Origin of the sequence: Streptomyces sp. NPDC005811 (genome assembly GCF_040630405.1) — a bacterium.
In the GTDB taxonomy this organism is placed as follows: Bacteria; Actinomycetota; Actinomycetes; order Streptomycetales; family Streptomycetaceae; genus Streptomyces.
Map to the genome: position 1 here is coordinate 114,141 of NZ_JBEXXK010000028.1, position 26,442 is coordinate 140,582.

The 26,442-nt window shown below is 70.8% G+C and carries 20 protein-coding genes and 2 pseudogenes; 11 read left to right on the forward strand and 11 right to left on the reverse strand.

The window, feature by feature from the left end; genetic code table 11:
• The 6 genes from ABZ490_RS28545 to ABZ490_RS28570 form a co-directional block, all read right to left on the reverse strand.
• Positions 1–357 carry a DUF1048 domain-containing protein gene (locus ABZ490_RS28545; protein ID WP_358995793.1) on the reverse strand — a complete coding sequence of 119 codons (357 nt, stop codon included), beginning with the start codon at positions 355–357 and terminating at the stop codon, positions 1–3.
• Entirely contained in the window at positions 354–680 is a 327-nt protein-coding gene (locus ABZ490_RS28550; RefSeq protein ID WP_358995796.1) for a PadR family transcriptional regulator, read from the reverse strand. The genes ABZ490_RS28545 and ABZ490_RS28550 overlap by 4 nt, the downstream gene beginning before the upstream one ends.
• 284 nt (positions 681–964) lie before the next feature.
• On the reverse strand, positions 965–1,345 hold the full coding sequence (locus tag ABZ490_RS28555; RefSeq protein ID WP_358995799.1) for a hypothetical protein: 381 nt from the start codon (positions 1,343–1,345) through the stop codon (positions 965–967).
• 24 nt (positions 1,346–1,369) lie between these two features.
• Positions 1,370–1,867: a hypothetical protein gene (locus ABZ490_RS28560; RefSeq protein WP_358995802.1), complete on the reverse strand. Its 498-nt coding sequence runs from the start codon at positions 1,865–1,867 to the stop codon at positions 1,370–1,372.
• Positions 1,868–1,931: 64 nt separating this feature from the next.
• Entirely contained in the window at positions 1,932–2,450 is a 519-nt protein-coding gene (locus ABZ490_RS28565) for a hypothetical protein (protein WP_358995804.1), read from the reverse strand.
• 103 nt (positions 2,451–2,553) lie between these two features.
• On the reverse strand, positions 2,554–4,509 hold the full coding sequence (locus ABZ490_RS28570; protein WP_358995807.1) for an APC family permease: 1,956 nt from the start codon (positions 4,507–4,509) through the stop codon (positions 2,554–2,556).
• Between the two features lie 627 nt (positions 4,510–5,136).
• Here ABZ490_RS28570 and ABZ490_RS28575 point away from each other — a divergent pair.
• Complete coding sequence (locus ABZ490_RS28575) at positions 5,137–6,549, forward strand: hypothetical protein (RefSeq protein ID WP_358995810.1); 1,413 nt, start codon at positions 5,137–5,139, stop codon at positions 6,547–6,549.
• A gap of 20 nt (positions 6,550–6,569) precedes the next feature.
• Here ABZ490_RS28575 and ABZ490_RS28580 read toward each other — a convergent pair whose 3' ends face one another.
• A complete protein-coding gene (locus tag ABZ490_RS28580) occupies positions 6,570–8,135 on the reverse strand; it encodes a Na+/H+ antiporter (RefSeq protein WP_358995813.1) in 1,566 nt (521 codons plus the stop codon).
• Between the two features lie 250 nt (positions 8,136–8,385).
• Here ABZ490_RS28580 and ABZ490_RS28585 point away from each other — a divergent pair, with 250 nt between their 5' ends.
• A complete protein-coding gene (locus ABZ490_RS28585) occupies positions 8,386–10,890 on the forward strand; it encodes an ATP-binding protein (RefSeq protein ID WP_358995816.1) in 2,505 nt (834 codons plus the stop codon).
• Here the strand turns inward: ABZ490_RS28585 and ABZ490_RS28590 are convergent.
• On the reverse strand, positions 10,868–11,398 hold the full coding sequence (locus tag ABZ490_RS28590) for a hypothetical protein (protein WP_358995819.1): 531 nt from the start codon (positions 11,396–11,398) through the stop codon (positions 10,868–10,870). The two genes, ABZ490_RS28585 and ABZ490_RS28590, sit on opposite strands and share 23 nt — an antisense overlap.
• Before the next feature lie 228 nt (positions 11,399–11,626).
• Between ABZ490_RS28590 and ABZ490_RS28595 the strand changes: the two genes are divergently transcribed.
• The 7 genes from ABZ490_RS28595 to ABZ490_RS28625 all read left to right on the forward strand — a co-directional run bounded on the left by ABZ490_RS28595 (position 11,627) and on the right by ABZ490_RS28625 (position 21,640).
• Positions 11,627–13,492, forward strand: a complete 1,866-nt coding sequence (locus ABZ490_RS28595) for an APC family permease (RefSeq protein WP_358995822.1) — start codon at positions 11,627–11,629, stop codon at positions 13,490–13,492.
• 226 nt (positions 13,493–13,718) lie between these two features.
• The gene (kdpF, locus tag ABZ490_RS28600) at positions 13,719–13,808 is read left to right on the forward strand and encodes a K(+)-transporting ATPase subunit F (RefSeq protein WP_016434100.1); all 90 of its coding nucleotides are present in this window, start codon (positions 13,719–13,721) and stop codon (positions 13,806–13,808) included.
• Between the two features lie 7 nt (positions 13,809–13,815).
• A complete protein-coding gene (gene kdpA / locus ABZ490_RS28605; protein WP_358995830.1) occupies positions 13,816–15,480 on the forward strand; it encodes a potassium-transporting ATPase subunit KdpA in 1,665 nt (554 codons plus the stop codon).
• Entirely contained in the window at positions 15,477–17,609 is a 2,133-nt protein-coding gene (gene kdpB, locus ABZ490_RS28610) for a potassium-transporting ATPase subunit KdpB (protein ID WP_358995833.1), read from the forward strand. Before kdpA ends, kdpB begins: the two co-directional genes overlap by 4 nt.
• Positions 17,610–17,614: 5 nt before the next feature.
• Positions 17,615–18,283: a potassium-transporting ATPase subunit C gene (locus tag ABZ490_RS28615; protein ID WP_358995837.1), complete on the forward strand. Its 669-nt coding sequence runs from the start codon at positions 17,615–17,617 to the stop codon at positions 18,281–18,283.
• A gap of 116 nt (positions 18,284–18,399) precedes the next feature.
• Positions 18,400–19,083 carry a response regulator transcription factor gene (locus ABZ490_RS28620; protein ID WP_358995840.1) on the forward strand — a complete coding sequence of 228 codons (684 nt, stop codon included), beginning with the start codon at positions 18,400–18,402 and terminating at the stop codon, positions 19,081–19,083.
• Positions 19,084–19,096: 13 nt separating this feature from the next.
• Complete coding sequence (locus ABZ490_RS28625; RefSeq protein WP_358995843.1) at positions 19,097–21,640, forward strand: DUF4118 domain-containing protein; 2,544 nt, start codon at positions 19,097–19,099, stop codon at positions 21,638–21,640.
• Positions 21,641–21,806: 166 nt separating this feature from the next.
• On the opposite strand, the gene ABZ490_RS28630 is transcribed toward ABZ490_RS28625, so the two are convergent.
• Entirely contained in the window at positions 21,807–22,376 is a 570-nt protein-coding gene (locus ABZ490_RS28630) for a universal stress protein (protein ID WP_358995846.1), read from the reverse strand.
• A gap of 267 nt (positions 22,377–22,643) precedes the next feature.
• Between ABZ490_RS28630 and ABZ490_RS28635 the strand changes: the two are divergent.
• Positions 22,644–22,981, forward strand: a pseudogene (locus ABZ490_RS28635) (SAV_915 family protein).
• A gap of 15 nt (positions 22,982–22,996) precedes the next feature.
• Positions 22,997–24,331, forward strand: a complete 1,335-nt coding sequence (gene lysA / locus ABZ490_RS28640) for a diaminopimelate decarboxylase (protein WP_358995849.1) — start codon at positions 22,997–22,999, stop codon at positions 24,329–24,331.
• A 22-nt stretch (positions 24,332–24,353) separates the two neighbouring features.
• Here the strand turns inward: lysA and ABZ490_RS28645 are convergent.
• Together ABZ490_RS28645 and ABZ490_RS28650 are read right to left on the reverse strand one after the other, a co-directional pair.
• Positions 24,354–25,448: pseudogene (locus ABZ490_RS28645) on the reverse strand (magnesium and cobalt transport protein CorA); the annotation flags it as partial.
• 65 nt (positions 25,449–25,513) lie between these two features.
• Positions 25,514–26,437, reverse strand: coding sequence for a magnesium and cobalt transport protein CorA (locus ABZ490_RS28650; protein WP_358995852.1), 924 nt, complete (start codon positions 26,435–26,437; stop codon positions 25,514–25,516).
• Positions 26,438–26,442: the final 5 nt, after the last annotated feature.

The following is a 26,442-nucleotide window of genomic DNA, read 5'->3' on the forward strand; positions in this document are numbered from 1 at the left end:
TCAGCCTCCCAGCCGGCTCAGTTTCCTTGCGACGTTCCTGTTCAACTGCTCGCGCCACCGGTCGCGATAGGTTCGAGCCCCCTCTCCACCGGCCAGCGCCGTGCAGAAGCCTCGGATGTCGTCGCCGAGCACCTCGTGGACGCTCTGCCCGTCCGCCGCTGTCTCTTCGAGCAGCCCCAGGGCTGCGTCGAGGATCGGCATCAGGTTGCGGCCGGTGAAGTCCCCGTGGGGAAAGAGGTGGTCCTTGATCTGTTCCCACGCTGCCCGGTAGTCGTCCGGCAGGGCCTCGGCCCGGGCTTCGAACGCTTTCCATTCCCTCGTGAGATCGCTGCCGGTGATGGTCTCCCAGAAGTTCATCTCCCGCCTTCCTTCAGCCTGTCGATGCGTGATGAGACGTACTGCCATTTCGCCCAGAACTTCGTGAGTTCCTCGCGTCCGGCTTCGTTGAGCGCGTAGCACTTGCGCGGCGGACCCACCCCGGACGGCCGCTTCGTCACCTGGACGAGTCCGTTCCTCTCCAGTCGCAGCAGGATGGTGTACACCGTCCCCTCAACGACGTCGGCGAAGCCGAGCTCGTTCAGCTGACGGGTGATGGCGTACCCGTAGGTCTCCTCGCTGCCGATGATTTCGAGCACGCACCCTTCGAGCGTGCCCTTCAGCATTTCCGTCAGGTCGTCCATCGCGATTCCTCCTCGGCCCTGTCGGTACTGCGTGCTACCGAGTATCACTATACGGTATCACCGAGTAGTGGGAATGGCGGCATCTCCGGTAGGGGCAGGCCCGGGACCCATCTGTGAGGCCCCAGGCTGCGCAGCGGCGGCTGTCTCATCGGCCCGGCTCCGCTTCCCCAGGTGGCTTGCCGGCCGGCTTGTGCCTAACGGCAAACGGTGGCGATCTCAAGCGGTCGACGCGCGGGCGGGTTGCGGGCGCCCCCGGCGAGGCACGGCGCTGTCCGGCGTCGAGGTCACTCGGCCGTGAGTTCGGCGAGCTGCTCGGCCGCGGTGGTGCTGCCCCGGGTGGCGAGGCGCCGTAGCTCGTCCAGGTTGTCCTGCTCGGTTGCGAGTTCGATCAGCTGGTCGGTGGCCGTGGCGTTGCCGCCGTCCGAAAGGCGGCGAAGTTCTTCGAGATCCCCTTGTTCCGCCGCGAGTTGGATGAGCTCGTCGGTCGCGTCGGCGTTGCCCGCGTCCGCGAGACGGCGCAGCTCGTTCAGGTCACCGAGTTCGGTGGCGAGCTCGATCAGCTCGTCGACCGCGTCGTGGTCGCCGTGCTCGACCCGGTTCCGTAGAGCGGACGGGGCGGACAGGGCGGACGGGGCGGACGCTCCGGTCGGGTCGTGCTCGGTCATGACGGGCACCCTCTCTGTGTGTGGCTAATCGCGGGGGCTGGTCAGCTGTCCCGAGGCGCGCAACTCGTCGCGGTGTGCCTGCCACTCGTCGACCAGTCGGGGGAGGCGCTTGGCGAGGAAATCGGCCAGGGCGACCATTTCCTCGAGCGGGGCGCGGCGCTCCGGCGGAGCGTCGGCGAGGAGCGCCAGTCCCTCCCGGAACAGCGCGGCGTGCTCCTGGTGGAGGGCGGCGTCGAAGTTCTGAGGCTGCCGGCTGTCCGGGTTCAGGCTCACCCGGTCCATGCGCTCACCGGCGGTGCGGGTGCGCCGGGCCATCCCGTAGTTCTCCAGCAGTTTGACCGCGCCGGTGATGGCGCTGCGGCTCGCCAGCAGGGCTTCGCCCAGCTCGTCGATGCTCTGCTGTGGCGGATCGCAGACGAGGAGGTGGCCCAGCAGGCGTCCGGCCATGGGCGGGAAGCCGTACTGCCGGGCGTAGAAGCGGCCGACGTGGTCGGCGAAGAGCAGTTGGGCGTCGTTCGGCACACTCACGAAGGTATCACTCTCAACCGAGATGACAATTATTTGTGTCATCTCGGTTGGGGCCCGATCAGGAAAGACCGGATGCCCTCAGGACCGCTCGCGTGGTCTCGTCGTCGATGCGGTGGCCGAGCTGTTCCAGGACGTCGGCGCCTTGGAGGAGTGTGCCGCGTTCGAGGGAGCGGCGGACGCCGGTTTCGAACTCGTGCCAGATCAGGGGGTTGGCGGCGAGGACGCGGGGGTCGAGTTCCAGGCGGCGGCTGTGGACGTCGCGCAGGACCAGGTGCGAGGAGACGCCCCCGTACTGCCGTACGGTCACCAGTGCGTCCGTGCGCACCATGCGCCTGCACCAGGGGCTGCGCACCGCCAGCCAGCCGGGGCCCGCCGTCACCCTGGGTGGGAGCAGCACCGTGAACACGGCCGCGGACAAGGTGCTCCACAGTAGGGCGCGCGTGGGCGTCAGGCTGCCTGCGTCCCAGTCGACCAGCAGGGAAAGGGCGCAGAACAGCAGGGCGCAGCTCGTCGCGAGCCGTGCGCTGCCGCGCCAGTGGCGGTCGCCGGCCGGGGCCCGCCGGTCCGTCCGTTGCATGGTGCTGACGCTAGGTGCCCATGGGGGACCCGGCGGCTGTCGCTGACGGGGTCCTGACGCCGTACGGGCGAATCTTGACGGGATCCTGACGCGGGTGCCGGGTTCAGCCGGTGTGGACGCGGGGGCGGCGGGCGCGGTCCGGTTCGGCCTCGCGCAGGACCTCGCGGGTGACTGGGGCGACCTCGCCCTGGCCGAAGAGGAAGAAGCGCAGGAAGTTCGCGAAGGGGCCGCCCTCAGTCCACTCGAAGTAGATGTGCGGGGTGCAGCCGGTGGAGTCGCGGACGTGGAGGAGGAGGGCGGCGAGCGCGTTGGGGATGGAGGAGGACTCCAGCGTCAGGACCCGGTAGCGGTTGTGCAGGACCTCGCCGCGGACCGTCAGGCCCGCCTCGAACTCGGAGGGGTCGGTCACCGTCACCTCGACGAAGACGAAGTCCTCCTGCTCCGGCATGTCGTTGTCCTGCCGGATCTGCTCGATCTTGTCGCGATACTCGGCCTTGTCGCGCTGGTCGGGCTCGTTGGCGATGAAACGGATGCGGCGGTGGGCGATGTCCCGGACGAACCGTTCCGCCATGTCGTCCAGCTCGACGCTCGTCACGCGCAGTTCGAAGGCGCGGGCGAGGCGGGAGAGGAGGGAGACGAGGATGATACCGGCGATGAAGCAGGCGCCGATCTTCACGCCGTCCGGGCGCTCGATGACATTGACGACCGTGGTGTAGAGGAACACCACCGAGATCACCGCGAACGCGATTGTCCAGTTGCGCTGTCCGGCCTTGTGGGCGGCGATGGTCACGGCGATGGCGGCGGAGCTGATCAGCACCAGCACGCCGGTGGCGTAGGCGCCGCCCTGGGCGTCGACGCTCGCGTCGAAGATCCAGGTGACCAGGAAGCCGATGAGCGTGAAGACGATGACCATCGGGCGCACGGCCCGCGCCCAGTGCGGGGCCATGCCGTAGCGGGGGAGATAGCGGGGCATCAGGTTGAGCAGCCCGGCCATCGCGGAAGCGCCGGCGAACCAGAGGATCGCGATGGTCGAGATGTCGTAGACCGTGCCGAAGGCGCTGCCCAGGTACTCGTGGGCGAGATAGGCGAGGGCGCGGCCGTTGGCCTGGCCGCCCGGCTCGAACTCCTTCTCCGGGATCAGCCACGTGGTGATGAAGCTGGTCGCGATCAGGAAGACACTCATGATGACCGCTGCGGCCGTCAGCAGCTTCCTGGTGTCGCGGATACGGCCCCGGGGCTCCTCCTCCGTGTCGCCGTCGTCGCCCTTCACATGCGGCATGACCGCGACACCGGTCTCGAAGCCGGACAGGCCCAGCGCGAGCTTGGGGAAGACGATCAGGGCCACGCCGATCATCACGAAGATGTTCCCGTGCTCGGCGGTCAGGGCGCTCCACCAGTCCGTGACCACGTGCCCCTCGGTGGCGACGTGCCACAGGCCGACGATCACGACCACCACGTTCAACGCGAGGTAGACGCCCACCAGGACGACCGCGACGCCGATCGCCTCCAGGAAGCCCTTGAGGAACACCGCGCCGAGCAGCGCCACCAGGACGAGGGTGATGATCATCTGCTTGTCGTGCAGGGTGCTGGTCAGGTGGGGGTTCTCCACCAGGTGGGTGGAGGCGTCGGCGGCCGACAGGGTGATGGTGATCAGGAAGTCGGTGGCGGCGAAGCCCAGCAGGGTCAGCACGAACAGCTTGCCCTGCCAGAAGGACAGCAGCCGCTCCAGCATCGCGATCGAGCCCTCGCCGTGGGGGCTCTCGTCGGCCACGCGCCGGTAGACCGGCAGCGCGCCGGCCAGGGTGACTATCACCAGCACGATGGTCGCGATGGGTGACAGCAGACCGGCCGCGAGCGCGGCGATGCCGGGCTGGTAGCCGAGGGTCGAGAAGTAGTCCACGCCGGTCAGGCACATCACCCGGTACCAGGGCTGGCCCTTGTGCGGGGGCTCGGGCTCGGCGTGGGGTCCCGTGTGCCCGCCTCCCTTGCCCATGTCGGACAGGCCCTCCAGCATCCATGTCCGCAGGCGGCTCGGCGGCGGATGTTCGGTGGTGGCCATCGGCGTGCTCCCGGGGTGCGGCTCGGCGTGGGAATCGGCCATCACGCGGACGGCGGCACCAGCGTAAGCAGAGAGTGATGCAAGGGCCGAGGGATGGATCACACATCGGCGTCAAGCTTGCGTTAAGACCGGGTGCCGGGACGCCCCTGGCGTATCAGGACGTCGACGTTTCGGTCGGACGGGCGGGACTGGGCCGTACGGGGGACCGGGCCGTCGAATCGGGGCGGCGGCCACTCAGCGTCATGTCGTACGCGATTGCCTGCGGGTTGGGGGCACCCCTGCGTCCCTGCGTCTCTCTCGTGGACACCTTCAAAGTCCCGTCCGTGGGCGCCGTCAAAGTCCCGTCAAACCAGACCGGTAAGGCATCAGGAGAGCGTCAATGCCGGCCGATCGTGACCTGATCCGGTCCCACACTGATCGGCAACGGGGGCGGGTGACCGTCCGTGGTGTGACGTGGGAGGGACCGTGACGATCACGGCCGGCACAGCGGGTACATCCCGGCCCGGGGCAGGCGAGGAGCCCCGGTCAACCGTGCCCGACCGGGGGGAAGGCGGTCCCGGACCGCAACAGCCGGAGGAGACGCGGACGGGCGATCCGGGTCCGGGTCCCCGCCTCCGACAACGGGCCGTGGCCGCGCGGGCCGCTCTGCGCCGCCGCTTCTGGGCCGGTGTGCCCGCGCGGCTGCGGTTCCTGCGCGCGGCCACGGCCTCGCTCACCGCCGCTCTGGCCGTCCTGCTGCTGGTCGCCGGAATCGCCGCGAACGGCACCTGGGACGGTGTGGCCGACCGCGACGCGCCCCGCACCACCAGCGCCGCCGACCTCAACCTCGCCCTCAACGACATGGACGCGCAGGCCGCCAACATCCTGCTGGCCGACGGGGACGCGGGGAAGGGGCGCCTGAGGACGCCGTATGCGAAGGCGGTCGGCTTCTACACCGACGCGCGGCGCGAGATCGGCCACGACCTGCGGACGCTGGCTGTCGCGGCGCAGGGGAACCGGGCCGACGAGAGGACCGTCGAGAACCTGACCGACGACTTCGCCGAATACCAGGAGCTGATCGGCCGCGCGTTGGAGAACGACGACCACACCGGCGGCAAGGCGGCCGCGCTCGTCGACTACCGCCAGGCGACGGACCTCCTGCAGAGCCGCCTCCTGCCCGCCTCTCGCACCCTCGTGTCCGCCAACGACCGGGCCTTCGACGCCGAGTACACCGCGGCCCGCTCCACCCTCTCCGCCCAGCTCGCGGCCACTGTGACCCTCGGGATTCTGCTGCTCGCCGCGCTCGGTGTCCTGCAGTGGTACCTGGCCCGCCGCTTCCGGCGGATCCTCAACCCGGGTGTCCTGGCCGCCACCGTCTGCACCGTGCTCGCCGTGCTCCTCGGCGCCCAGATGCTGTCCGAGTCCGCCGCACACCTGCGGGGCGCGCGCCGAGACGCCTTCGACTCCGTCGTCGCGCTCTCCCGCGCCCGTGCCCTCGCCTACGACGCCAACGCCGACGAGAGCCGCTACCTCCTCGACCCGCAGCGCCGCGAACAGTACGCGGACAAGTTCCTCGCCAAGTCGCAGGAGCTGTACGGCATCCAGGGCGCGACCCTCGCCACCTACGACTCCGGACTCGCCGCCACGTGGAAGGCGTACGCGTCCGACCACCACGGCCTCCGCTTCACCGGCGACTTCCGGCGCGAACTGGACAACATCACCTTCCCCGGGGAGCGGTCGGCGGCGGAGAGGACGGTGGAGACGTACGCCGTCTACCAGCGCGACGATCGGAAGATCCGAGCGCTGCTGGCGGCGGGGAGGGACCAGGAGGCCGTGGAGTTCTGCATGGACTGGAAGCCCGGCACCTCCAACGCGCACTTCGGGGCGTGGATGACCGCGCTGGATCGGGTGACGGACATCAACAAGGCACACTTCACGGCGTCCGTGCGGGCAGGCCGTTCCACGGTCGGCGATCTGCTGCCGTGGGCGGGCGGTCTGCTGATCGCCGCGCTCCTGCTGACCGCGCTCGGACTGCGGCCCCGGCTCGCCGAGTTCCGCTGAGGGGGGACGCTGACGGTGACCTACGCGTCCGCCAGCCGGGCTTCCTCCAGGTCCAGGGAGCGCTGGAGACGCCTGCGGGTCGTGTCGCTGATGGTGTGGTCGTCGTAGAGCCGTTGCAGTTCCGTGGCTTCGACGGAGATCAGGTCGCGGCGCAGCTGCCGGTAGACGAGGTCGGCGGATCCGGTCGTGCGGTTGTCGTCGGTGAGGCGGTCGCGGGCGTCGTCGAGGCGGGCGGAGAGGCCCCGGCGGAGACGGTCGAGGACGACGTCCGGTACAGCCTCCAGCTCGGAGAGCTCCTCCAGGCGGCGGATGCCCGCGTCGGCCAGACGGCAGCGGGCGGAGGCCTCCTCGCGCTCGGTGTGGTCTGGCTCCAGGGCGATGCCGGAGCGGCGCACGACCGGGGCGAGGGTGAAGCCCTGGACGACGAGGGTGGCGACCACGACCGACGTGGTCAGGACGAGGACGAGCGGGCGCTCCGTCAGGGCGGCGCCGTTCTTCGTTGTTTCCGGTATGGACAGGGCCGCCGCCAGGGGCACGACCCCGCGGGTGCCGGCCCAGGTCAGCACCAGCGGGACCCGCCAGTTCATCCGCTGGATGCCGCCCTTGCGCTGGACGACCGCCGACAGCGGCGCCAGCCACAGCAGCCGTACGGCTATCAGCGTGCCGGCCACGGCGAGGGCGTACAGCGGCCAGGCCCGGTCGCCGTCGTCCAGCGCCTGGACCTGTGCGGGCAGCGCCAGCCCGATCAGGGAGAACACCACGCTCTCCAGCAGGAACACCACCGTGCCGTAGACGGCGTGCAACTGGAGACGTATGCGGGCGTTGGTGAGCCGGTCGCCGCGCCCGCCCAGGACGACCCCGGCCACCACGACCGAGGTGACGCCGGAGGCGTGGGCTGCCTCCGCGAGGACGTAGGCGATGTACGGCGTCACCAGAGCGATCACGGTCTCCAGGACCGGGTCCTCGGTGCGGCGGCGGATCAGCGCGACCACTCCGGCGATGACGGCGCCGATGACCGTGCCGCCCCCGGCCAGCACGGCGAACTCACCGCCCGCCGGGCCCCATCCGGTCGCCGCCGACGCCACCGCCACGCTCACCGCGACCCGGAACAGCACCAGCGAGGTCGCGTCGTTGAACAGGCTCTCCGCCTGGACGAGGACCTGCACCTTGGGCGGGAGGGCGAGGCGTCTGCCGAGCGCGGTGACGGCCACGGGGTCGGTGCTGGCCAGCACCGCGCCCAGCACGAACGCCATCTGCCACGACAGGGGAGTCACCTCGGACGCCACCCAGCCGACCGCGGCCGCCGACGCCAGCACCAGGCCGATGGAGAGGACTCCGACCGGCTTCCACACGGCCTTCAGCTCACGCCAGGGCATGTCCTCCGCACTGGCGTACAGCAGCGGTGGCAGGACGACGAGGCCGATGACCTCCGGGCTGATCTCGATCTCCGGGGTGCCCGGCAGCAGCGCCACGGCGAGGCCGGCGACCACGAGCAGGGAGGGCGCGGGGATACGCCAGCGGCGGGCGAAGGTCGCCACGACGGTGGCCAGGACCACCAGTGCCAGAACCGTACCTACGCCGCGCATGCCGTCCCCCTGGGGCCACAGGCCCTGTGGGGCCCAAAGGAGTCACCCTGACTCCCCGCCGACCAGACTTCCCGGCACACCGCCTTCACCCTATCCGTCCGTCGGACGTCAAGACAGTGTCAAGGTCCCCGGGACGGGCGCCAAGGAAGCGCTAACAAACACCCCGGCGGGCCCCCGGACACGCTTCGGTGGAGGGAAGTAACCCGCCTCCTGTGGGAGTTGAGCCAGTGAGCGGAGCGCGTCGGCGGCGATGAGTGGTGACGTACGGCCCGGACGACTGAAGGTCTACCTCGGGGCGGCCCCGGGCGTGGGCAAGACCTACCGGATGCTCGACGAGGGCCGGCGGCGCGCCGCCCGTGGTGCGGATGTCGTGGTCGGCTTCGCCGAGTGCCACGGCCGGCCGCGCACCGAGGCCATGCTGGACGGTCTGGAGACCGTCCCCCGGGCCCGCTGCGACTACCGCGGCGGGCGGTTCGAGGAGATGGACCTCGCCGCGGTGCTGGCCCGCCGCCCGCAGGTGGCGATCGTCGACGAGTTCGCCCACAGCAACGTCCCCGGCGGCGGCCGCAACGCCAAGCGCTGGCAGGACATCGAGGCGCTGCTCGCCGCAGGCATCGACGTGGTCACGGCGCTGAACATCCAGCACCTGGAGTCCCTCAACGACGTGGTCGAGAAGATCACGCGCGTGCCGCAGCACGAGACCGTGCCCGACGACGTCGTACGGCGGGCCCATCAGGTCGAGCTGGTGGACATGCCACCCGAGGGGCTGCGGCGGCGGTTGGCGCACGGCAACGTCTACGCGCCCGAAAAGGTCGACGCGGCGCTCGCCAACTACTTCCGGCCCGGCAACCTGACCGCGCTGCGGCAGCTGGCCCTGCTGTGGGTGGCCGACCGGGTCGACGAGGCGCTCCAGGACTACCGCTCGCAGCACGGCATCGGCGGGGTGTGGGAGACGCGGGAGCGGGTCGTCGTCGCGCTGACCGGAGGACCGGAGGGGGACACGCTGGTCCGGCGGGCCGCCCGGATCGCCGCCCGGTCGGCCGGGGGCGACCTCCTCGCTGTGCACGTGGCCCGCAGCGACGGCCTGGCAGCCGGGGTCTCGCACGCCTCGCTGGCCCGGCAGCGCAGGCTCGTGGAGGACCTCGGCGGCAGCTACCACTCCGTCGTCGGCGACGACATCGCCACCGCCCTGGTCGACTTCGCCCGCGCCGAGAACGCCACCCAGCTCGTCCTCGGCACCAGCCGGCGGGGCCGTCTGGAACGGTTTCTGACCGGACCCGGCACGGGGGAGACCGTGACCGCGCTGTCCGGCGACATCGACGTTCACCGGGTCACCCATGAGCGCGCGGGGCGCGGTGCCCTGCTGCCGTCCCGGCGGCGCACTCTGTCCACCGCCCGGCTGGTCGCGGGACCGGTGGCGGGACTGGTGCTGCCGGTGCTGCTCACCGTCGTCCTCGCCCAGGTGCGCGGGACGGTGAACCTGACCAGTGAGGCGCTGCTGTTCCTGCTCGTGGTCGTGGGGGTGGCCTGCATAGGCGGGGTCGCCTCCGCGCTGATCGCGTCGGTGACGGCGTCCCTGCTGCTCAACTACTGGTTCATCCCGCCCATCGGCGCCTTCACCCTCGACGACCCCAACGCGCTGATCGCGCTCGGGGTGTTCGCGGTCGTGGCCGCCACCGTGGCCGCCGTCGTCGACCGCTCCCTGCGCCTGTCCCGCCGCTCGGCCCGCGCCACGGCCGAGGCCGAGACCATGTCCTCCCTGGCCGGCACCATCGTGCGCGGCGGCGCGACCATTCCCGCCCTGCTGGAACGTACCCGGGAGACCTTCGGCATGGACTCGGCCGAACTGGTCGACGAGCCGCCCGAGGCCGAGGAGGCCACGGCCGTGCCCGCCGGTCCCGGCGCGTACCTGGTGCTGCGAGGGCGCGCGCTGTCCTCCTCCGAACGGCGCGTCCTTGCCGCGTTCGCCGCGCACGTGGGATCCGCCGTCGAGCGGGCCCGGCTGGCCGAGGCGGCGGCCGAGGTCGAGCCCGTGAAGGCCGCCGACCGGATGCGCACGGCGCTGCTGCGGGCGGTCGGCCACGATCTGCGCACCCCGCTCGCCGCCGGCTGGGCGGCCGTCACCTCACTGCGCAGCCAGGACGTGGAGTTCACCGTCGAGGACCGCGACGAACTCCTCGCCACCGCCGACGAGTCCATGGCCAGGCTCAGCCGCCTGGTGGAGAACCTCCTCGACCTCAGCCGCCTGGAGGCCGGCGCCCTCACCCTGAACCTGCGGGCCACGACCCTGGAGGAGGTGCTCCCGGTGGCGCTCGCGGACGCGCCGGGAGCCGAGGCGCGGGACATGGAGGAGATCCCGGCCGTCCTGGCGGATCCACCCCTGCTCGAGCGCGTCGTCGCCAACCTCGTCGGCAACGCGGTCAGGCACACGCCCCCCGGACGGACGGTGCTGGTCACCGCCAGCGCCCTGGCGGGACGGGTGGAACTGCGGGTCGTCGACCGCGGTCCCGGCCTGCCCGCCGACGGCCGGGAACGCCTCTTCGAGCCCTTCCAGCGGCTCGGCGACACCGACAACACCACCGGCCTCGGCCTCGGACTCGCCCTGGCCCGCGGCCTGACCGAGGCGATGAACGGCACCCTCACCCCCGAGGACACCCCCGGCGGCGGCCTGACCATGGTCGTATCGCTGCCCTTCGCGGAGCAGACCGGGGCAGGACCGAACGCGGGGACCGTCACTCCAGCCCGGAGGCTTTGAACACGGCGTGGGCGGTCTCGCGGTCGATGCGCCGGGAGAGGCGGCGCAACGCGGTCGCCCCGCACAACAGCGTGCCGGCCGCCGCCGCCCTCCGGGCCCCCGCCTCCAACCGGAGCCACAATTGCGGGTTGCGCACCAGCACTTCGGGATCGATCTCCACCCGGCCGCCGAACGCGTCCCGCAGCACGAGCCGCTGGGAGACGCCGTCCAGGCAGCGGACGGACACCAGCAGATCCGTACGGACCCGGCGCTCGCGCCACAGTCGACGCGAGGACAGCCAGTCCTCACCGGCCCGGACCCGGGCCGGATACAGCGTGAGGAAGAGCAGCAGCGCCAAGGCGAACCACAGCGCGGCGCGGCGGGGAGTGAGCCGCTCCGTGCCCCAGTCGAGGAGAAGCAGCAGGACGAGCAGCACGCCGGCGCAGCGCACCGAGTCCCGCACGTCCCGTGCCCAGCGGAGGTCGTGCGCCGCGTCAGCGGGTTCGCGCGCGCCGGTGCGGGATGCCATGGCTTTGAACGTAGAGATCGGGAAGGCCGGATCGCCTCCCCTTTGACGCGACTCTGATGCCTCTGTCACCTGGGTCACATACCCGTCAAGGTCCCGTCAAAGTCGGCCGCTTCGGCGCGAAGAAACCGACAAGAGTAGTCGGCCCCAGTGGGAAACGGACACACCCTGAGTGCACCGCGCACGCCTCAGACCTCGCGCGCGTGGCCCTGGAAGAAGGAGCACGCATCCATGTCCGTCCTGACCCTCGAGCCGGGCGCGACCCCCGCCGACGAAGAGCCACCCGATACCGGCGAACGCCACCGGCTCACCGCGGTGACCGGTCTGGCCGCGCTCTCCCTGGACGCGATGGCGTCGGTGGCGTACGGCCCCGAGGCGATCGTCCTCGTCCTGGCCGCAGCCGGGGCGCACGGCCTGGGCTTCACCCTCCCGGTGACGCTGGCCATCGCCGGCCTGCTGGCGGTGCTGGTCGCCTCGTACCGGCAGGTGATCGCCGCCTTCCCGGACGGCGGCGGGTCCTACGCCGTGGCCAAGACGCATCTGGGCGCGCGGACGAGCCTGGTGGCGGCCGCTTCGCTGGTCCTGGACTACGTCCTCAACGTGGCCGTCGCCGTCACGGCCGGAGTGGCCGCCCTGACCTCGGCTCTTCCTTCCCTGTACGGCGAGCGGCTGTGGTTGTGCCTGGCCGTGCTGGTGCTGATCACCGGGGTGAACCTGCGGGGCATCGTCGAGTCGGCGAGGGTGTTCATCGTGCCGACCGTGGTGTTCGTCGGCTCGATCCTCGTGCTGATCGCCGTGGGTCTGTTCCGGTCCGGGCCGGTGAGCACCGCGACCGCGGAGGGCCATGCCTCCGCACTCGCCGACAACGCCACCACGGTCGGCGCCCTGCTATTGCTGAAGGCTTTCGCCTCCGGCTGTGCCGCGCTCACCGGGGTCGAGGCCATCGCCAACGCCGTCCCGTCCTTCCGCCGCCCGCGTGCCAAGCGGGCCCAGCGCGCGGAGGTCGCCCTCGGAGCCGTGCTCGGCGTGATGCTGATCGGCCTGTCAGTGCTGATCTCCCGCTTCCACCTCCAGCCGGTCGAGGGCGTCACCGTCCTCGCCCAGCTCGCCGACGCCTCCCTCGGCCACAACTGGGCCTTCTACGTCATCCAGTTCGCGACGATGATCCTGCTGGCGCTCTCCGCGAACACCTCCTTCGGCGGTCTGCCGGTGCTGCTGAAGCTGCTGGCCCGCGACAACTACCTGCCGCACGTCTTCGCCCTGAAGGCCGACCGGCAGGTCCACCGGCACGGTGTGCTGGCCCTGGCCGTGGTCTCGGCGGCGCTGCTCGTCTTCTCCGGCGGCGACACCAACACCCTTGTGCCGCTGTTCGCCATCGGTGTCTTCGTCGGCTTCACGATCGCCCAGGTGGGGATGGTCCGGCACTGGCGGCTCGAACGCCGGGCGGGTGGGCGGGAGAAGGGGAGCCCGGGATGGCGGGGCAAGGCGGCGCTGAACGGCTTCGGTGCCGTCCTCACCGGCGTCTCCACGGTCGTCGTCACCGTGGAGAAGTTCCAGGCGGGCGCGTGGCTGATCGTGGTCGCGCTGCCACTGCTGGTGGCAGCGTTCGTCGCCGTCCATCGGGCCTACGGCCGGATCGGCGCGCGGCTCGGTCTGGGCCGTATCCCCGAGCCACCGCACCGGGAGCGCTCGGTGGTGATCGTGCCCGTGTCGTCGCTGTCCCGGCTCACCTCGGAGGCCCTGACGGCGGCCTCCTCCCTGGGCGACGAGGTTCGCGCGGTCACCGTCTGCTACCCCGACCCCGAGGACCGGGCCGCGCTGCACGCCCTTGAGCGCTCGTGGGCCGAGTGGGACCCCGGAGTGTCATTGGTCCGGCTGTCGTGCGAGCGGCGCAGCCTCGGCCGCCCCATCGCCGCGTACGTCCGTGAGGTCGCCGCGGCGGAGCCGGCCACCCGGGTCACCGTCCTGATCCCGGAGGCCGAGCCGGAGCGGCTGTGGCAGCGGCTGTTGCAGAACCAGCGGGGCGCGGTCGTCGCCCACGCCGTGCGCAGGGAGACGGACGCGGTCATCTGCCGACTGCGCTTCCGCCTGCTGTGACGGCCGGTACGGACGGGGGCCGTAAGAGTCCCGTCAAAGCCGTGGGTGCCGCCGTAAGGGACTCGTCAACGGCCGGCCGATTCCGGCCGGAGCCGGGGTTTCCTCTATCTGTCCGTTCTCTTCCGAACCTCTTCTAGGAGTTCGCGATGGCCGATGTGGCCTTCGTCGTCACCACGATCGCGGTGTTCGCGCTGGTGGCCCTCGTCGCCAAGGGGGTGACCAAGCTGTGACCGCCGAGAACATCGTCGGCCTGGTCGTGGCCGTCGCCCTGCTGGGCTATCTCGTCCTCGCCCTGATCTTCCCCGAGAGGTTCTGAGACAGCGATGGGTCCCGTACTCGCCGGCGTCCTCCAGCTGCTGGCACTCATAGGCGCCCTGGCGCTCTGCTACATCCCCCTCGGCAACTACATGGCCAAGGTCTACTCCTCCGACCGGCACTGGCGGGTCGAGAAGTGGATCTACAAGGGCATCGGCGCCAACCCCGACACCGAGATGCGCTGGCCCGCGTACCTGCGGGGCGTTCTCGCCTTCTCTGCCGTCGGCGTGCTGTTCCTGTACCTGCTCCAGCGACTCCAGGGCGTGCTGCCGGGCTCGCTGGGCTTCTCCTCGATCGACCCGGACCAGGCGTTCAACACCGCCGCGTCCTTCGTCACCAACACCAACTGGCAGTCGTACTACGGCGAGCAGGCCATGGGCCACGTCGTGCAGACCGCCGGGCTGGCCGTGCAGAACTTCGTCTCGGCGGCCGTCGGTATCGCGGTGGCGGTGGCGCTCGTCCGGGGCTTCGCGCGCTCCCGCACCGGTGAACTGGGCAACTTCTGGTCCGACATGGTGCGCGGGGTCACCCGCATCCTGCTGCCCGGTGCCTTCGTCGCGGCGATCGTCCTGGTGGCGTGCGGTGCCATCCAGAACTTCTCCGGCATCCATGAAGTGGGCCAGTTCATGGGCGGCTCGCAGCAGTGGAACGGCGGCGCGGTCGCCTCCCAGGAGGCCATCAAGGAGCTGGGCACCAACGGCGGCGGCTACTTCAACGCCAACTCCGCCCACCCTTTTGAGAACCCCACCCCCTTCACCAACCTCTTCGAGATCTTCCTGCTGCTGGTCATCCCGTTCGCCCTGACCCGCACCTTCGGCGTGATGGTCGGCAGCGTGAAGCAGGGCTACGCGATCCTCGCCACGATGGCCACCATCTGGCTCGGCTTCACCGCCCTGATGATGTGGACCGAGTTCGCCCACCACGGCCCGGCGCTCCAGATCGCGGGCGGGGCGTACGAGGGCAAGGAGGTCCGCTTCGGCGTCGGCTCGTCCTCGATCTTCGCGGTGGCCACCACGCTCACCTCGACCGGCGCGGTGGACTCCTTCCATTCCTCCTTCACCGGCCTCGGCGGCGGCATCACCATGCTCGGCATGATGCTGGGCGAGATCACGCCAGGCGGCACCGGCTCCGGCCTCTACGGCATCCTGATCATGGCGATCATCGCGGTGTTCATCGCCGGTCTGATGGTCGGCCGCACCCCCGAGTACCTGGGCAAGAAGATAGGCACCCGCGAGATCAAGCTCGCCGCCTGCTACATCCTGATCACTCCGGCGCTGGTCCTGGTCTTCACCGCCGCGGCGATGGCGCTGCCCACTCCCGGCCACTCGATGACCAACAGCGGGGCGCACGGCTTCTCGGAGATCCTCTACGCCTACACGTCCGCCTCCAACAACAACGGTTCCGCGTTCGCCGGTCTGAACGCGGACACCCAGTGGTTCAACAGCACCCTGGGCCTGGCGATGATCCTCGGCCGTTTCCTGCCCATGATCTTCGTCCTGGCGTTGGCCGGCTCGCTCGCCGAGCAGAAGCCGGTCCCCGTGACCGCGGGCACCCTACGCACCGAGAAGCCGCTGTTCACGGGCCTGCTGGTGGGCGCGATCCTGATCATCACCGGTCTGACCTACTTCCCGGCCCTCGCGCTGGGTCCGCTGGCCGAGGGGCTGGCGTCATGACAACCGACGTAACGAAGCACGAGGACTCGATGTCCACAGCCACCCCGACCCGGGCGCCGCACAGCGACGTCCCCACCGGGCACAAGCCCGCCGAGGGCCGTGTCGGCGCGGGCCTCTTCGATCCCAAGCAGCTCGTCAAGTCCCTCCCGGACGCCTTCCGCAAGCTCGACCCGCGGGTGATGGTCAAGTCGCCCGTGATGTTCGTGGTGTGGATCGGATCCGTGTTGACCACGGTGTTCTCCTTCAAGGACCCCGGCGACTGGTTCGGCTGGACCATCAGCGCCTGGCTGTGGCTCACGGTCGTCTTCGCCAACCTGGCCGAGGCGGTTGCCGAGGGCCGCGGCAAGGCCCAGGCCGACACCCTGCGCAAGGCCAAGACCGACACGGTGGCGCGGCGGCTCGTCGGGGACTCGGAGGAACAGGTTCCGGGCACCGACCTGAGGATCGGTGACCTGGTCGTCTGCGAGGCCGGCGACGTCATCCCCGGCGACGGTGACGTCGTCGAGGGCGTCGCGAGCGTCGACGAGTCGGCGATCACCGGTGAGTCCGCCCCCGTCATCCGGGAGTCCGGCGGCGACCGCAGTGCCGTCACCGGCGGCACGAAGGTGCTCTCCGACCGGATCGTCATCAGGATCACGACGAAGCCGGGCGAGACCTTCATCGACCGGATGATCAACCTGGTCGAGGGCGCGGCCCGGCAGAAGACGCCCAACGAGATCGCGCTGAACATCCTGCTCGCCTCGCTGACGATCGTGTTCCTGCTGGCGGTGGCCACCCTGCCGCCGTTCGCGGACTACGCGGGCACGCATCTGACGATGGTCGTGCTGGTGGCCCTGCTGGTCTGCCTCATTCCCACCACCATCGGCGCGCTGCTCTCCGCGATCGGTATCGCGGGCATGGACCGGCTCGTGCAGCGCAATGTGCTGGCCATGTCCGGCCGCGCGGTCGAGGCCGCCGGTGACGTCTCGACCCTGCTGCTCGACAAGACGGGCACCATCACCCTCGGCAACCGGCAGGCGTCCGAGTTCGTGCCGGTGAGCGGGACGACGGAGGCCGAGGTCGCCGATGCCGCCCAGCTGTCGTCGCTGGCCGACGAGACGCCCGAAGGCCGCTCCATCGTCGTCCTCGCGAAGGAGAGGTACGGACTGCGCGAGCGCCACCAGGGAGAGCTCAAGGGCGCCGAGTGGATCGCCTTCACCGCCCAGACCCGGATGTCCGGCGTCGACGTCGACGGACGCAGGATCCGCAAGGGTGCGGCCGGTTCGGTCACCGCCTGGGTGAAGGAACAGGGCGGCACGGTCGCCGAGGACGCGGACACGACGGCCAACCGGATCTCCGAGGCCGGCGGCACCCCGCTGCTGGTGGCGATCGAGGACTCCGAGGGCGCCCGAGTGCTGGGTGTCATCCACCTCAAGGACGTCGTCAAGGACGGCATGCGGGAGCGGTTCGACGAACTGCGCCGCATGGGCATCAAGACGGTCATGATCACGGGCGACAACCCGCTGACCGCGAAGGCGATCGCCGAGGAGGCGGGCGTCGACGACTTCCTGGCCGAGGCCACCCCCGAGGACAAGATGGCCCTCATCAAGCGGGAGCAGGCCGGCGGCAAGCTCGTCGCCATGACGGGTGACGGCACCAACGACGCGCCCGCTCTCGCGCAGGCCGACGTCGGCGTCGCGATGAACACCGGGACGTCGGCCGCCAAGGAGGCCGGCAACATGGTCGACCTCGACTCCAACCCGACCAAACTGATCGAGATCGTCGAGATCGGCAAGCAGTTGCTGATCACGCGCGGTGCGCTGACCACGTTCTCCATCGCCAACGACGTCGCCAAGTACTTCGCGATCATCCCGGCGCTGTTCGCGGCCGTCTACCCCGGCCTGGACAAGCTCAACATCATGGGCCTGTCCTCCCCGGACTCCGCGATCCTCTCCGCCGTCATCTTCAACGCGCTGATCATCATCGCGCTGGTGCCGCTCTCCCTGAAGGGCGTGCAGTACCGGCCGGTCAGCGCCGACAGGATGCTGCGGCGCAACCTGACGATCTACGGCATCGGCGGGCTGATCGCGCCGTTCATCGGCATCAAACTCATCGACCTGCTCATCTCCCTCATCCCCGGGATCGGCTGAAAGCCATGAACAACTCCGTCATGAACACCGTCCGGTTGCTCGGGGCGGGCCTGCGCGCCCTCCTCGTGCTGACCCTGGTGACCGGCGTGATCTACCCGCTCGTCGTCACCGGCATCGCCCAGGGACTGTTCAGCGACAAGGCGAACGGTTCCGAGATCAAGGCGGACGGCAAGGTCGTCGGCTCGTCGCTGATCGGGCAGGCGTACAACCTGCCGCTGAAGAAGGGCCAGGAGACCCCGGAGCCCGACCTGAAGTGGTTCCAGGGCCGCCCGCAGAACGGCCTCGGCAGCAACAGCGTCAACACCCAGTACAAGCTGATCCTGTCCGGCGCCACCAACCGGGCCGCCGACAACAAGGACCTGATCGACTGGGTGACCGCCGCCAAGGCCGCCGTCGTCAAGGACAACTCGACCGCCGGCTACACGGTTGAGCCGTCCGAGGTCCCCGCCGACGCGGTGACGTCCTCGGGCTCCGGCCTGGACCCGGACATCTCCCCTGCCTACGCAGACCTCCAGGTCCACCGGGTGGCCGAGAAGAACGGCCTGTCCGCCGCCCAGGTCCAGAAGCTCGTCGACGACCACACCGACGGCCGCACGCTCGGCTTCATCGGCGAACCCCGGGTGAACGTCCTGGAGCTCAACATCGCGCTCAAGGAACTCCTGGCGAAGAGCTGATGGCGTTACACGACCCAGAGGGGGAGCCGGCGGGCCGGGAGCGATCCGGGTCCGCCGACTCCCGCAGCCATGAAGTCGGTACGGCCCGACGACGTACGACAGGAAGGCGCACGCCCATGACACGGGTGCTGGTGGTGGAGGACGACCCGCAGCTCGTACGGGCCCTCATCATCAATCTCCAGGCACGCCGGTACGGGGTGGACGCGGCCCCCGACGGTGCTACCGCGCTGCGGCTGGCGGCCGCCCGGCAGCCTGACGTCGTCATGCTCGACCTCGGGCTGCCCGACATGGACGGCGTCGAGGTCATCAAGGGGCTGCGCGGCTGGACCCGGGTGCCGATCCTGGTGCTGTCCGCCCGGCAGGCGTCCGACGAGAAGGTGGCGGCACTCGACGCGGGAGCCGACGATTACGTGACCAAGCCGTTCAGCATGGACGAGTTGTTGGCGCGGCTGCGGGCCGCGGTCCGCCGTACCGAGGAGGCACCGCTCGTGTCCGGGGCGACACTCGTAGAGACGGCCGACTTCGCGATCGATCTGCTGGCCAAGAAGGCCGTACGCCAGGGCCGCGACATCCGCCTCACGCCGACCGAGTGGCACCTGCTGGAGATCCTGGTCACCAACCCGGGCCGGCTGATCACCCAGAAGCATCTCCTCCAGGAGGTCTGGGGCGTCTCCCAGAGCAACAAGACCAACTACCTGCGCGTCTACATGGCCCAGCTGCGACGCAAACTGGAATCGGACCCCTCCCACCCCCGCTATCTCATCACCGAGCCCGGCATGGGCTACCGCTTCGAAGCGTGAACGAAGGGCGTACATGGCACGCGGCAAGCTCCGGATCTACCTCGGCGCGGCACCCGGCGTCGGCAAGACCTACGCCATGCTCTCCGAGGCGCACCGCCGGGTGGAGCGGGGCACGGACTGTGTGGTCGCCTTCGTCGAGCACCACCACCGGCCGCGCACCGAGGTGATGCTGCACGGCCTGGAGCAGATTCCGCGCAAGGAACTGGAGTACCGGGGCGGCGTCTTCACCGAGATGGACGTCGACGCGGTCCTCGCCCGCCACCCCCGGGTGGCGCTTGTCGACGAACTCGCCCACACCAACGTCCCCGGTTCCCGCAACACCAAGCGCTGGCAGGACGTGGAGGAACTGCTGGCCGCCGGCATCGACGTCATTTCCACGGTGAACATCCAGCACCTGGAGTCGCTCGGCGACGTCGTCGAGTCGATCACCGGCGTACGGCAGCGGGAGACGGTCCCGGACGAGGTCGTCCGCCGGGCCGACCAGATAGACCTGGTCGACATGTCCCCGGAGGCCCTGCGCCGCCGTATGGCGCACGGCAACATCTACAAGCCGGACAAGGTCGACGCGGCCCTGTCCAACTACTTCCGCCCCGGCAACCTCACCGCCTTGCGCGAGCTGGCGCTGCTGTGGGTGGCCGACCGCGTCGACGCCTATCTGACCGAGTACCGCAGCGCGCACAGCGTCTCCACCATCTGGGGCTCACGCGAGCGGATCGTCGTCGGGCTCACCGGCGGCCCGGAAGGACGGACGCTGATACGACGGGCCGCCCGGCTCGCGGAGAAGGGCGCCGGCGGCGAGGTCCTCGCCGTGTACATCTCCCGCAGCGACGGCCTGACCGCCGCCTCACCGAAGGAACTGGCCGTCCAGCGCACCCTGGTCGAGGACCTCGGCGGTACCTTCCACCACGTCGTCGGCGACGACATACCGCTCGCGCTGCTCGACTTCTCGCGTGGCGTGAACGCCACCCAGATCGTGCTCGGCGTCTCCCGCCGCAAGGGCTGGCAGTACGCCTTCGGCCCCGGAGTCGGTGCCACGGTCGCCCGCGACTCCGGCCCCGACCTCGACGTCCACCTGATCACACACGACGAGGCCGGCAAGGGCCGCGGACTCCCCGTCAACCGAGGCGCACGTCTCGGCCGCTCCCGCGTCATCTGGGGCTGGCTGGTCGGCCTCGGCGGCCCCCTGCTGCTGACCTGGCTGCTCAGCAGCGTGTCCCCGGACGTCGGGCTCGCCAACGACATGCTGCTGTACCTGACGATGACGGTGGCGGCGGCCCTGCTGGGCGGGCTCTTCCCCGCCCTGGCCTCGGCAGCGGCCGGATCGCTGCTCCTGAACTGGTACTTCACCCCTCCCGTCCACACTTTCACCATCGCCGACCCGAAGAACATCGTCGCCATCGCGATCTTCGTCGGGGTCGCGGTCTCCGTCGCCTCAGTCGTCGACCTCGCTGCCCGGCGCACCCACCAGGCAGCACGCCTGCGGGCCGAGTCGGAGATCCTCTCCTTCCTGGCCGGCAACGTCCTGCGCGGTGAGACGAGTCTGGAGGAGCTTCTCGACCGGGTCCGGGAGACCTTCGGCATGGAGTCGGTGGCGCTGCTGGAACGCGAGAGCGACGTGGCGCCCTGGACCTGCGCCGGCAGCGTGGGACCGCGGCCCTGCGCCGTTCCCGACGACGCGGACGTCGACGTACCGGTCGGCGACCACATGGCGCTGGCGCTGACGGGACGGGTGCTGCCCGCCGAGGACCGCCGGGTGCTCGCGGCCTTCGCCGCACAGGCCGTCGTCGTCCTGGACCGCCGACGCCTCCAGGAAGAGGCCGACCGGTCCCGCGCGCTCGCCGAGGGCAACCGCATCCGCACCGCGCTGCTGGCCGCCGTCAGCCATGACCTGCGCACCCCGCTCGCCGGTATCAAGGCCGCGGTCACCTCCCTGCGCTCCGACGACGTCGAGTGGTCGCAGGAGGATCAGGCGGAGCTGCTGGAGGCCATCGAGGAGGGCGCCGACCGACTCGACCACCTCGTCGGCAACCTCCTCGACATGTCCCGCCTCCAGACCGGCACCGTCACCCCGATCATCCGCGAGACCGACCTCGACGAGGTGATCCCGATGGCGCTCGGCGGTGTCCCCGAGGACAGCGTCGAGCTGGACATCCCGGAGACTCTGCCGATGGTCGACGTCGACCGGGGCCTGCTGGAGCGGTCCGTCGCGAACATCGTGGAGAACGCCGTCAAGTACAGCCCGCCGGGGGAGCGCGTCCTGGTGTCCGCGAGCGCCATCGGCGACCGCGTTGAGGTGCGGGTCGTGGACCGGGGCCCCGGTGTCCCGGACGAGGCCAAGGACCGCATTTTCGAACCCTTCCAGCGCTACGGCGACTCCCCGCGCGGCGCCGGTGTCGGCCTCGGTCTCGCGGTCGCCCGCGGTTTCACCGAGGCCGTCGGCGGCACGATCCACGCCGAGGACACCCCGGGCGGTGGCCTCACCATGGTGCTGGCCGTGCGCACGGCACCGCAGCGCCGCCCCGAACAGCCGGATCTGCCGGCGGCGGCCACGTCCTGAGCAAGGCCGTACGGCGTCGGGCGCCGGGCGGCACGCTCGCGCCAGCCGGGCCGGTCGGCTGCGGCCACGTCGTGAATGCATCCGCGTGATGCCAGGGGCCGGGTGGCACACTCGCGGCGGGCTCGTGTGTCGGCCGCACCCACGTACTGCGGGTCGCCGCGCGATTTCAGGCGTCTGGCGGCATCGAGGCGAACTCCCTTGCCACGTCCCCGGTGTCCAGGCGCAGCCGCCATGCGTTCCGGCGGTGCGCGGCCGCCCACGCCGCCTGAAGCGGAGACGGCGGCACCGCCAGGACCGGGCAGTCAGCGTGTGCGAGGCAGTAACGGCCGGTCGACGGCCACAGCGCGCGGCGCAGTCGGCCACGCCGCCCGGCGCCGATCACGAGGAGGTCGTCCTCCCGGTCAGCCGTCCCGACCAGCGCCCGGCCCGGTGTGCCGCGCGCGATGAGGGCGCGCAGGGGGAGTCCTGGGCCCTCCCCGCCGAACACCTCACGCAGGGCGCCGAGCAGCCTCTCCCGCGCCAGCCGCTCCCAGTCCTCGGCCAGGACGGCCGCGGCAGTGGACCTGCGGGCGGCGAGATCCCCGCCCGGCGGCTCCCAGGCCAGCACCGGCCACAGCTCGGCACCCCGGCGCCGGGCCTCGTCGGCGGCGCGGCAGAGCGCGGTGAGACTTCCCGGCGAGCCGCTCACTCCCACGACGACACGGGCGGCGGCTGAGGGAGGGCGGGCTTGGGGCATCGCTTCCACGGTTCCATCCCACTCCCGCGCCGAGGCTTTCGAACAGTCCTCGCACCATTCCCTGACGCCCCTCTGACGAGCCGTTCCCCGCCCTCCCGCCGGGCGCGTCAGCATCCCGTCAAAGTCGCCCGGGTCATCGTCAGCATCTCGTCAGGACACCTCCGGAAGCACGGGCCACCGGGCATAACGTCGAAGGCGAGCCCCGGTCCGCCTCCCCGCGTCCGGGGCGTCCCCATGCATCCGCCCATTCCTTCCGGGAGAAACCCCATGACGGAACTCCGCTACGACGACGACCCCGAACCCGCCGATCGATTCCCGGCCGGCCCCTGTACGTCCCGGTCCGGCCGGGCCCCTCCGGGCACACCGCCCGTCTCTTCCGCACGCCCCTCGGTGTCCGCACGGCCGTCGCCTTCTCCTCCGCACCCCGGCTGACCGCCACCCTCGGCCCCGACCAGGCGTGGATCCGGCTTGCCGCGCCTGCCCTGCGCGCACTGACCGCCCCGCTCGGCATCACGACCCTCACGGTGGACCCGCGGTTCACCGCCCCGGCCCCCGCGCCGATCACACCGGTCACATCCCGGACGCCCGCGCTGCGAACAGCCTGAGAGGGGAAGCAGACGATGACCACGGTCCACGAACCCACCGCCACTGCCAGGCCCGCCGACCTTTGCGTGTGGCCCGCCTCGACCACCGAGCCCCGCGCGGGGGATGTCGCCGTGGGCGGTGTCCCGCTCGCCGAGCTCGCCGACCGCTTCGGCACCCCCGTCTACGTCCTCGACGAGGCCGAGGTCCGCGACCGCTGCCGCACCTACCACGACGCCTTCCCCGACGCCGAAGTCCTCTACGCCGCCAAGGCGTTCCTGTGCCGGGCCATGGTCCACTGGGCGGACGAGGAGGGCCTCGGCCTGGACGTCTGCTCCGCCGGCGAATTGGAACTCGCCGTCACCACCGGCTTCCCGCCGGAGCGGATCGTGCTGCACGGTAACGCCAAGACACCCCGCGACCTGGACACCGCCCTGCGCCTGGGCGTCGGCCGGATCGTCATCGACAGCCCCTCGGAGATCGCACGCCTGGCCGCTGCCGTAGGGCCGGACGGCCACCAGCGGGTCATGGTCCGTGTCGTCCCCGGCATCAGCGCGGGAGGCCACGAGAAGATCCGCACCGGCACGGACGACCAGAAGTTCGGCCTGTCGATCGCCGACGGCTACGCGGCGCACGCCATCGCCCGCATACTCGACCAGCCGCAACTCGAACTCACCGGCCTGCACTGCCACCTGGGCTCCCAGATCACCAGCGTCAAGCCGTACCTCGCCGCCGTACGACGCATGGTCGGCCTCATGGCCCGCCTGCACGAGCAGCACGGCCGGGTCCTGCCCGAACTGGACCTCGGCGGCGGCCACGGCATCGCCTACCGCCCCGGCGAGGAGGCCCTCGACCTGACGGCCCTGGCCCGCAAGGTCCGCACCGAACTCGCCGACGCGTGCGCCACGGCCCGCATCCCGGTACCCCGCCTCCTCATCGAACCGGGACGGGCGATCGTGGGCCCGCCGGGCATCGCCCTGTACCGCGTCCTCGCCGTGAAGCGGACCGGCGGCCACGTGTTCGTCGCCGTGGACGGCGGCATGGGCGACAACCCGCGCCCGGCCCTGTACGGCGTCCGGTACGCCCCCCGCCTGATCGGCCGCCACCACACCGCCGACCTGGCCCGCGTCACCGTCGTCGGCCGGCACTGCGAGGCCGGAGACATCCTCGCCGCCGACACCGAACTCCCCGCCGACGTACGCCCCGGCGACCTCCTCGCCGTACCCGTGGCAGGCGCGTACCACCTCTCCATGGCCTCCGGCTACAACCTGGTCGGCCGTCCACCCGTAACCGCCGTACGCGACGGAGTCGCCCGCCTCCTCGTCCGCCGTGAGTCCCTGGAGGACTTCCGCAGCCGTGACGTGGGCGTGTGATCCGTCGGCGGCCTGCCTGCCAGAGCCAGCCGTTGCGCTTGAAGCCGCGGTGGATGACGAGGCACGCGGTGGCGATCACGGCGAGGACCAGCGGGTAACCGAAGCGCCAGCGCAGTTCCGGCATGTGCTCGAAGTTCATGCCGTAGACCCCGCACACCATGGTGGGCACGGCGATGATCGCGGCCCAGGCGGTGATCTTGCGCATGTCCTCGTTCTGGGCGACGGTCACCTGAGCGAGGTGGGCCTGGAGGATGGAGTCGAGCAGGGCGTCGAAGGCGGTGATCTGTTCGGCGACGCGGGCGAGGTGGTCGGCGACGTCCCGGAAGTAGGCCCGTATCTCGGGGGCGACGGCAGGGCGCGGTTCGGTGGCGAGCTGAGTGAGGGGGCGGCCGAGGGGGACCACGGCCCGCTTGAGTTCCAGGAGCTCGCGCTTGAGCTGGTAGATGCGGCCGGCGTCGGCGTGCTGCGGGCTGTGCGGGGAGAAGACGTCGGTCTCGACGGAGTCGATGTCGTTCTGGACGGCGTCGGCGACGCCGATGTAGTCGTCGACGACGTGGTCGGCGATCGCGTGCAGCACGGCAGAGGGGCCATTGGTCAGCAGTCCCGGTTCCGCCTCCAGGTCCTCGCGAAGGGGGCCGAGCGAACCATGGCGGCCATGGCGGACGGTGACCACGAAGTCGGGACCGGTGAAGACCATGATCTCACCGGTGTCCACGACCTCACTGGTGGCGGTGAGCTGCGCGTGCTCGACGTACGTCACCGTCTTGAAGACGGCGAACAGGACGTCGCCGTACTGCTCGACCTTCGGGCGCTGGTGGGCGTGGACGGCGTCCTCGACGGCGAGGGGGTGCAGGCCGAACAGCTCGGCGACGCGCCCGAACTCGGTCTCGGTGGGTTCGTGCAGGCCCAGCCAGAGGAAGCCGTCGCGGTGCTTGCGGACGCGGGCGACGGACTCCTCGACGGTGGGGGACGCCTCCTGGCGGACGCCGTTGCGGTAGACCACGCAGTTGACGACGCTGGAGCCGAGTGGCGAGCGGGCCGGGTGGCTGAAGTCCACCCGGCGGCGGGCACGCCGCGCCAGACCCGCGACTTTGCGCAGGTTGTCCACCATCGACATACGGGGTCCCTTCTTCACCGGTCCGCCAGGTTCGGACAGTGTGCCAGACCGCCGTACGACGGGTGTCAGAGCCAGTTCTTGCAGCGGAAGAGCAGGTAGACGACGGTGACGAGGACGGCGGTGGCGACGAGCATCGTGGGATAGCCGAGGAGCCGGCGCAGCTCGGGCATGTGGTCGAAGTTCATGCCGTAGACGTCCGCGACGGCGATGGGGACGGCGATCAGCGCGGTGGCAGCGCTGATGCGGCGCATGTCGTGGTTCTGCTGGACGCCGGTCTGGGCGAGGGCCATGGTCAGAGCGTTGTCGACGAGTTCGGTCAGCACCGTGACACGTTCCGCGGCCTGCGCGAGGTGGTCGACGACGTTCCGGAAGTAGGCGGCCAGCCCCTTGTCCACGCCGGGGACCCGGCGTTCGGCGAGATCACGCAGGGGCGCGGCCAGCGGCGCGACAGTGCGGCGGAGTCCGACGAGTTCGCGTTTGAGCTGGTAGATACGGCCGATGTCGTGGCCGGCCTCCGGGGAGGAGGCGTCGTTCTCGACCTGGTCCGCGTCGGCCTCCAGGGCGGCGACGACGTCCAGGTACTCGTCGACCACCGGGTCGGCGACGGAGTACAGGACCGCGACGGGCCCCTGGGCGAGCCGTTCGGGGTCGGCCTCCAGGCCGCGGCGGACGCCGCCGAGGTGCGTGGACGGATCGTGGCGGACGACGACGATGAAGTCCCGGCCCACGAAAGCCATGATCTCGCCGGTGCCGACGATGTCCGTGGTGGGGGCCGACTGGTCGTGTTCGAGATAGGCGGCGGTGCGCAGGACGAGGAAGAGGGTGTCGTCGTAGCGTTCCAGTTTGGGGCGCTGGTGGGCCTCCAGGGCGTCCTCGACGGCGAGGGGGTGCAGACCGAAGGCGCGGGCGACGGCCTGGAGCTGGTCGGCGGACGGCGCGTGCAGGCCGATCCAGACGAAACCGCCAGGTGTGCTGCCGACGGCCTTCATGGCCC

Bases quoted from the DNA above. Each gene is read 5' to 3' on its own strand.
- ABZ490_RS28545 (WP_358995793.1), bottom strand. From the start codon at position 357: ATGAACTTCTGGGAGACCATCACCGGCAGCGATCTCACGAGGGAATGG.
- ABZ490_RS28550 (WP_358995796.1), bottom strand. From the start codon at position 680: ATGGACGACCTGACGGAAATGCTGAAGGGCACGCTCGAAGGGTGCGTG.
- ABZ490_RS28555 (WP_358995799.1), bottom strand. From the start codon at position 1,345: ATGACCGAGCACGACCCGACCGGAGCGTCCGCCCCGTCCGCCCTGTCC.
- ABZ490_RS28565 (WP_358995804.1), bottom strand. From the start codon at position 2,450: ATGCAACGGACGGACCGGCGGGCCCCGGCCGGCGACCGCCACTGGCGC.
- ABZ490_RS28570 (WP_358995807.1), bottom strand. From the start codon at position 4,509: ATGGCCACCACCGAACATCCGCCGCCGAGCCGCCTGCGGACATGGATG.
- ABZ490_RS28580 (WP_358995813.1), bottom strand. From the start codon at position 8,135: ATGCGCGGCGTAGGTACGGTTCTGGCACTGGTGGTCCTGGCCACCGTC.
- ABZ490_RS28585 (WP_358995816.1), top strand. From the start codon at position 8,386: ATGAGTGGTGACGTACGGCCCGGACGACTGAAGGTCTACCTCGGGGCG.
- ABZ490_RS28590 (WP_358995819.1), bottom strand. From the start codon at position 11,398: ATGGCATCCCGCACCGGCGCGCGCGAACCCGCTGACGCGGCGCACGAC.
- ABZ490_RS28595 (WP_358995822.1), top strand. From the start codon at position 11,627: ATGTCCGTCCTGACCCTCGAGCCGGGCGCGACCCCCGCCGACGAAGAG.
- kdpA (WP_358995830.1), top strand. From the start codon at position 13,816: ATGGGTCCCGTACTCGCCGGCGTCCTCCAGCTGCTGGCACTCATAGGC.
- kdpB (WP_358995833.1), top strand. From the start codon at position 15,477: ATGACAACCGACGTAACGAAGCACGAGGACTCGATGTCCACAGCCACC.
- ABZ490_RS28615 (WP_358995837.1), top strand. From the start codon at position 17,615: ATGAACAACTCCGTCATGAACACCGTCCGGTTGCTCGGGGCGGGCCTG.
- ABZ490_RS28620 (WP_358995840.1), top strand. From the start codon at position 18,400: ATGACACGGGTGCTGGTGGTGGAGGACGACCCGCAGCTCGTACGGGCC.
- ABZ490_RS28625 (WP_358995843.1), top strand. From the start codon at position 19,097: ATGGCACGCGGCAAGCTCCGGATCTACCTCGGCGCGGCACCCGGCGTC.
- ABZ490_RS28630 (WP_358995846.1), bottom strand. From the start codon at position 22,376: ATGCCCCAAGCCCGCCCTCCCTCAGCCGCCGCCCGTGTCGTCGTGGGA.
- lysA (WP_358995849.1), top strand. From the start codon at position 22,997: ATGACCACGGTCCACGAACCCACCGCCACTGCCAGGCCCGCCGACCTT.
- ABZ490_RS28650 (WP_358995852.1), bottom strand. From the start codon at position 26,437: ATGAAGGCCGTCGGCAGCACACCTGGCGGTTTCGTCTGGATCGGCCTG.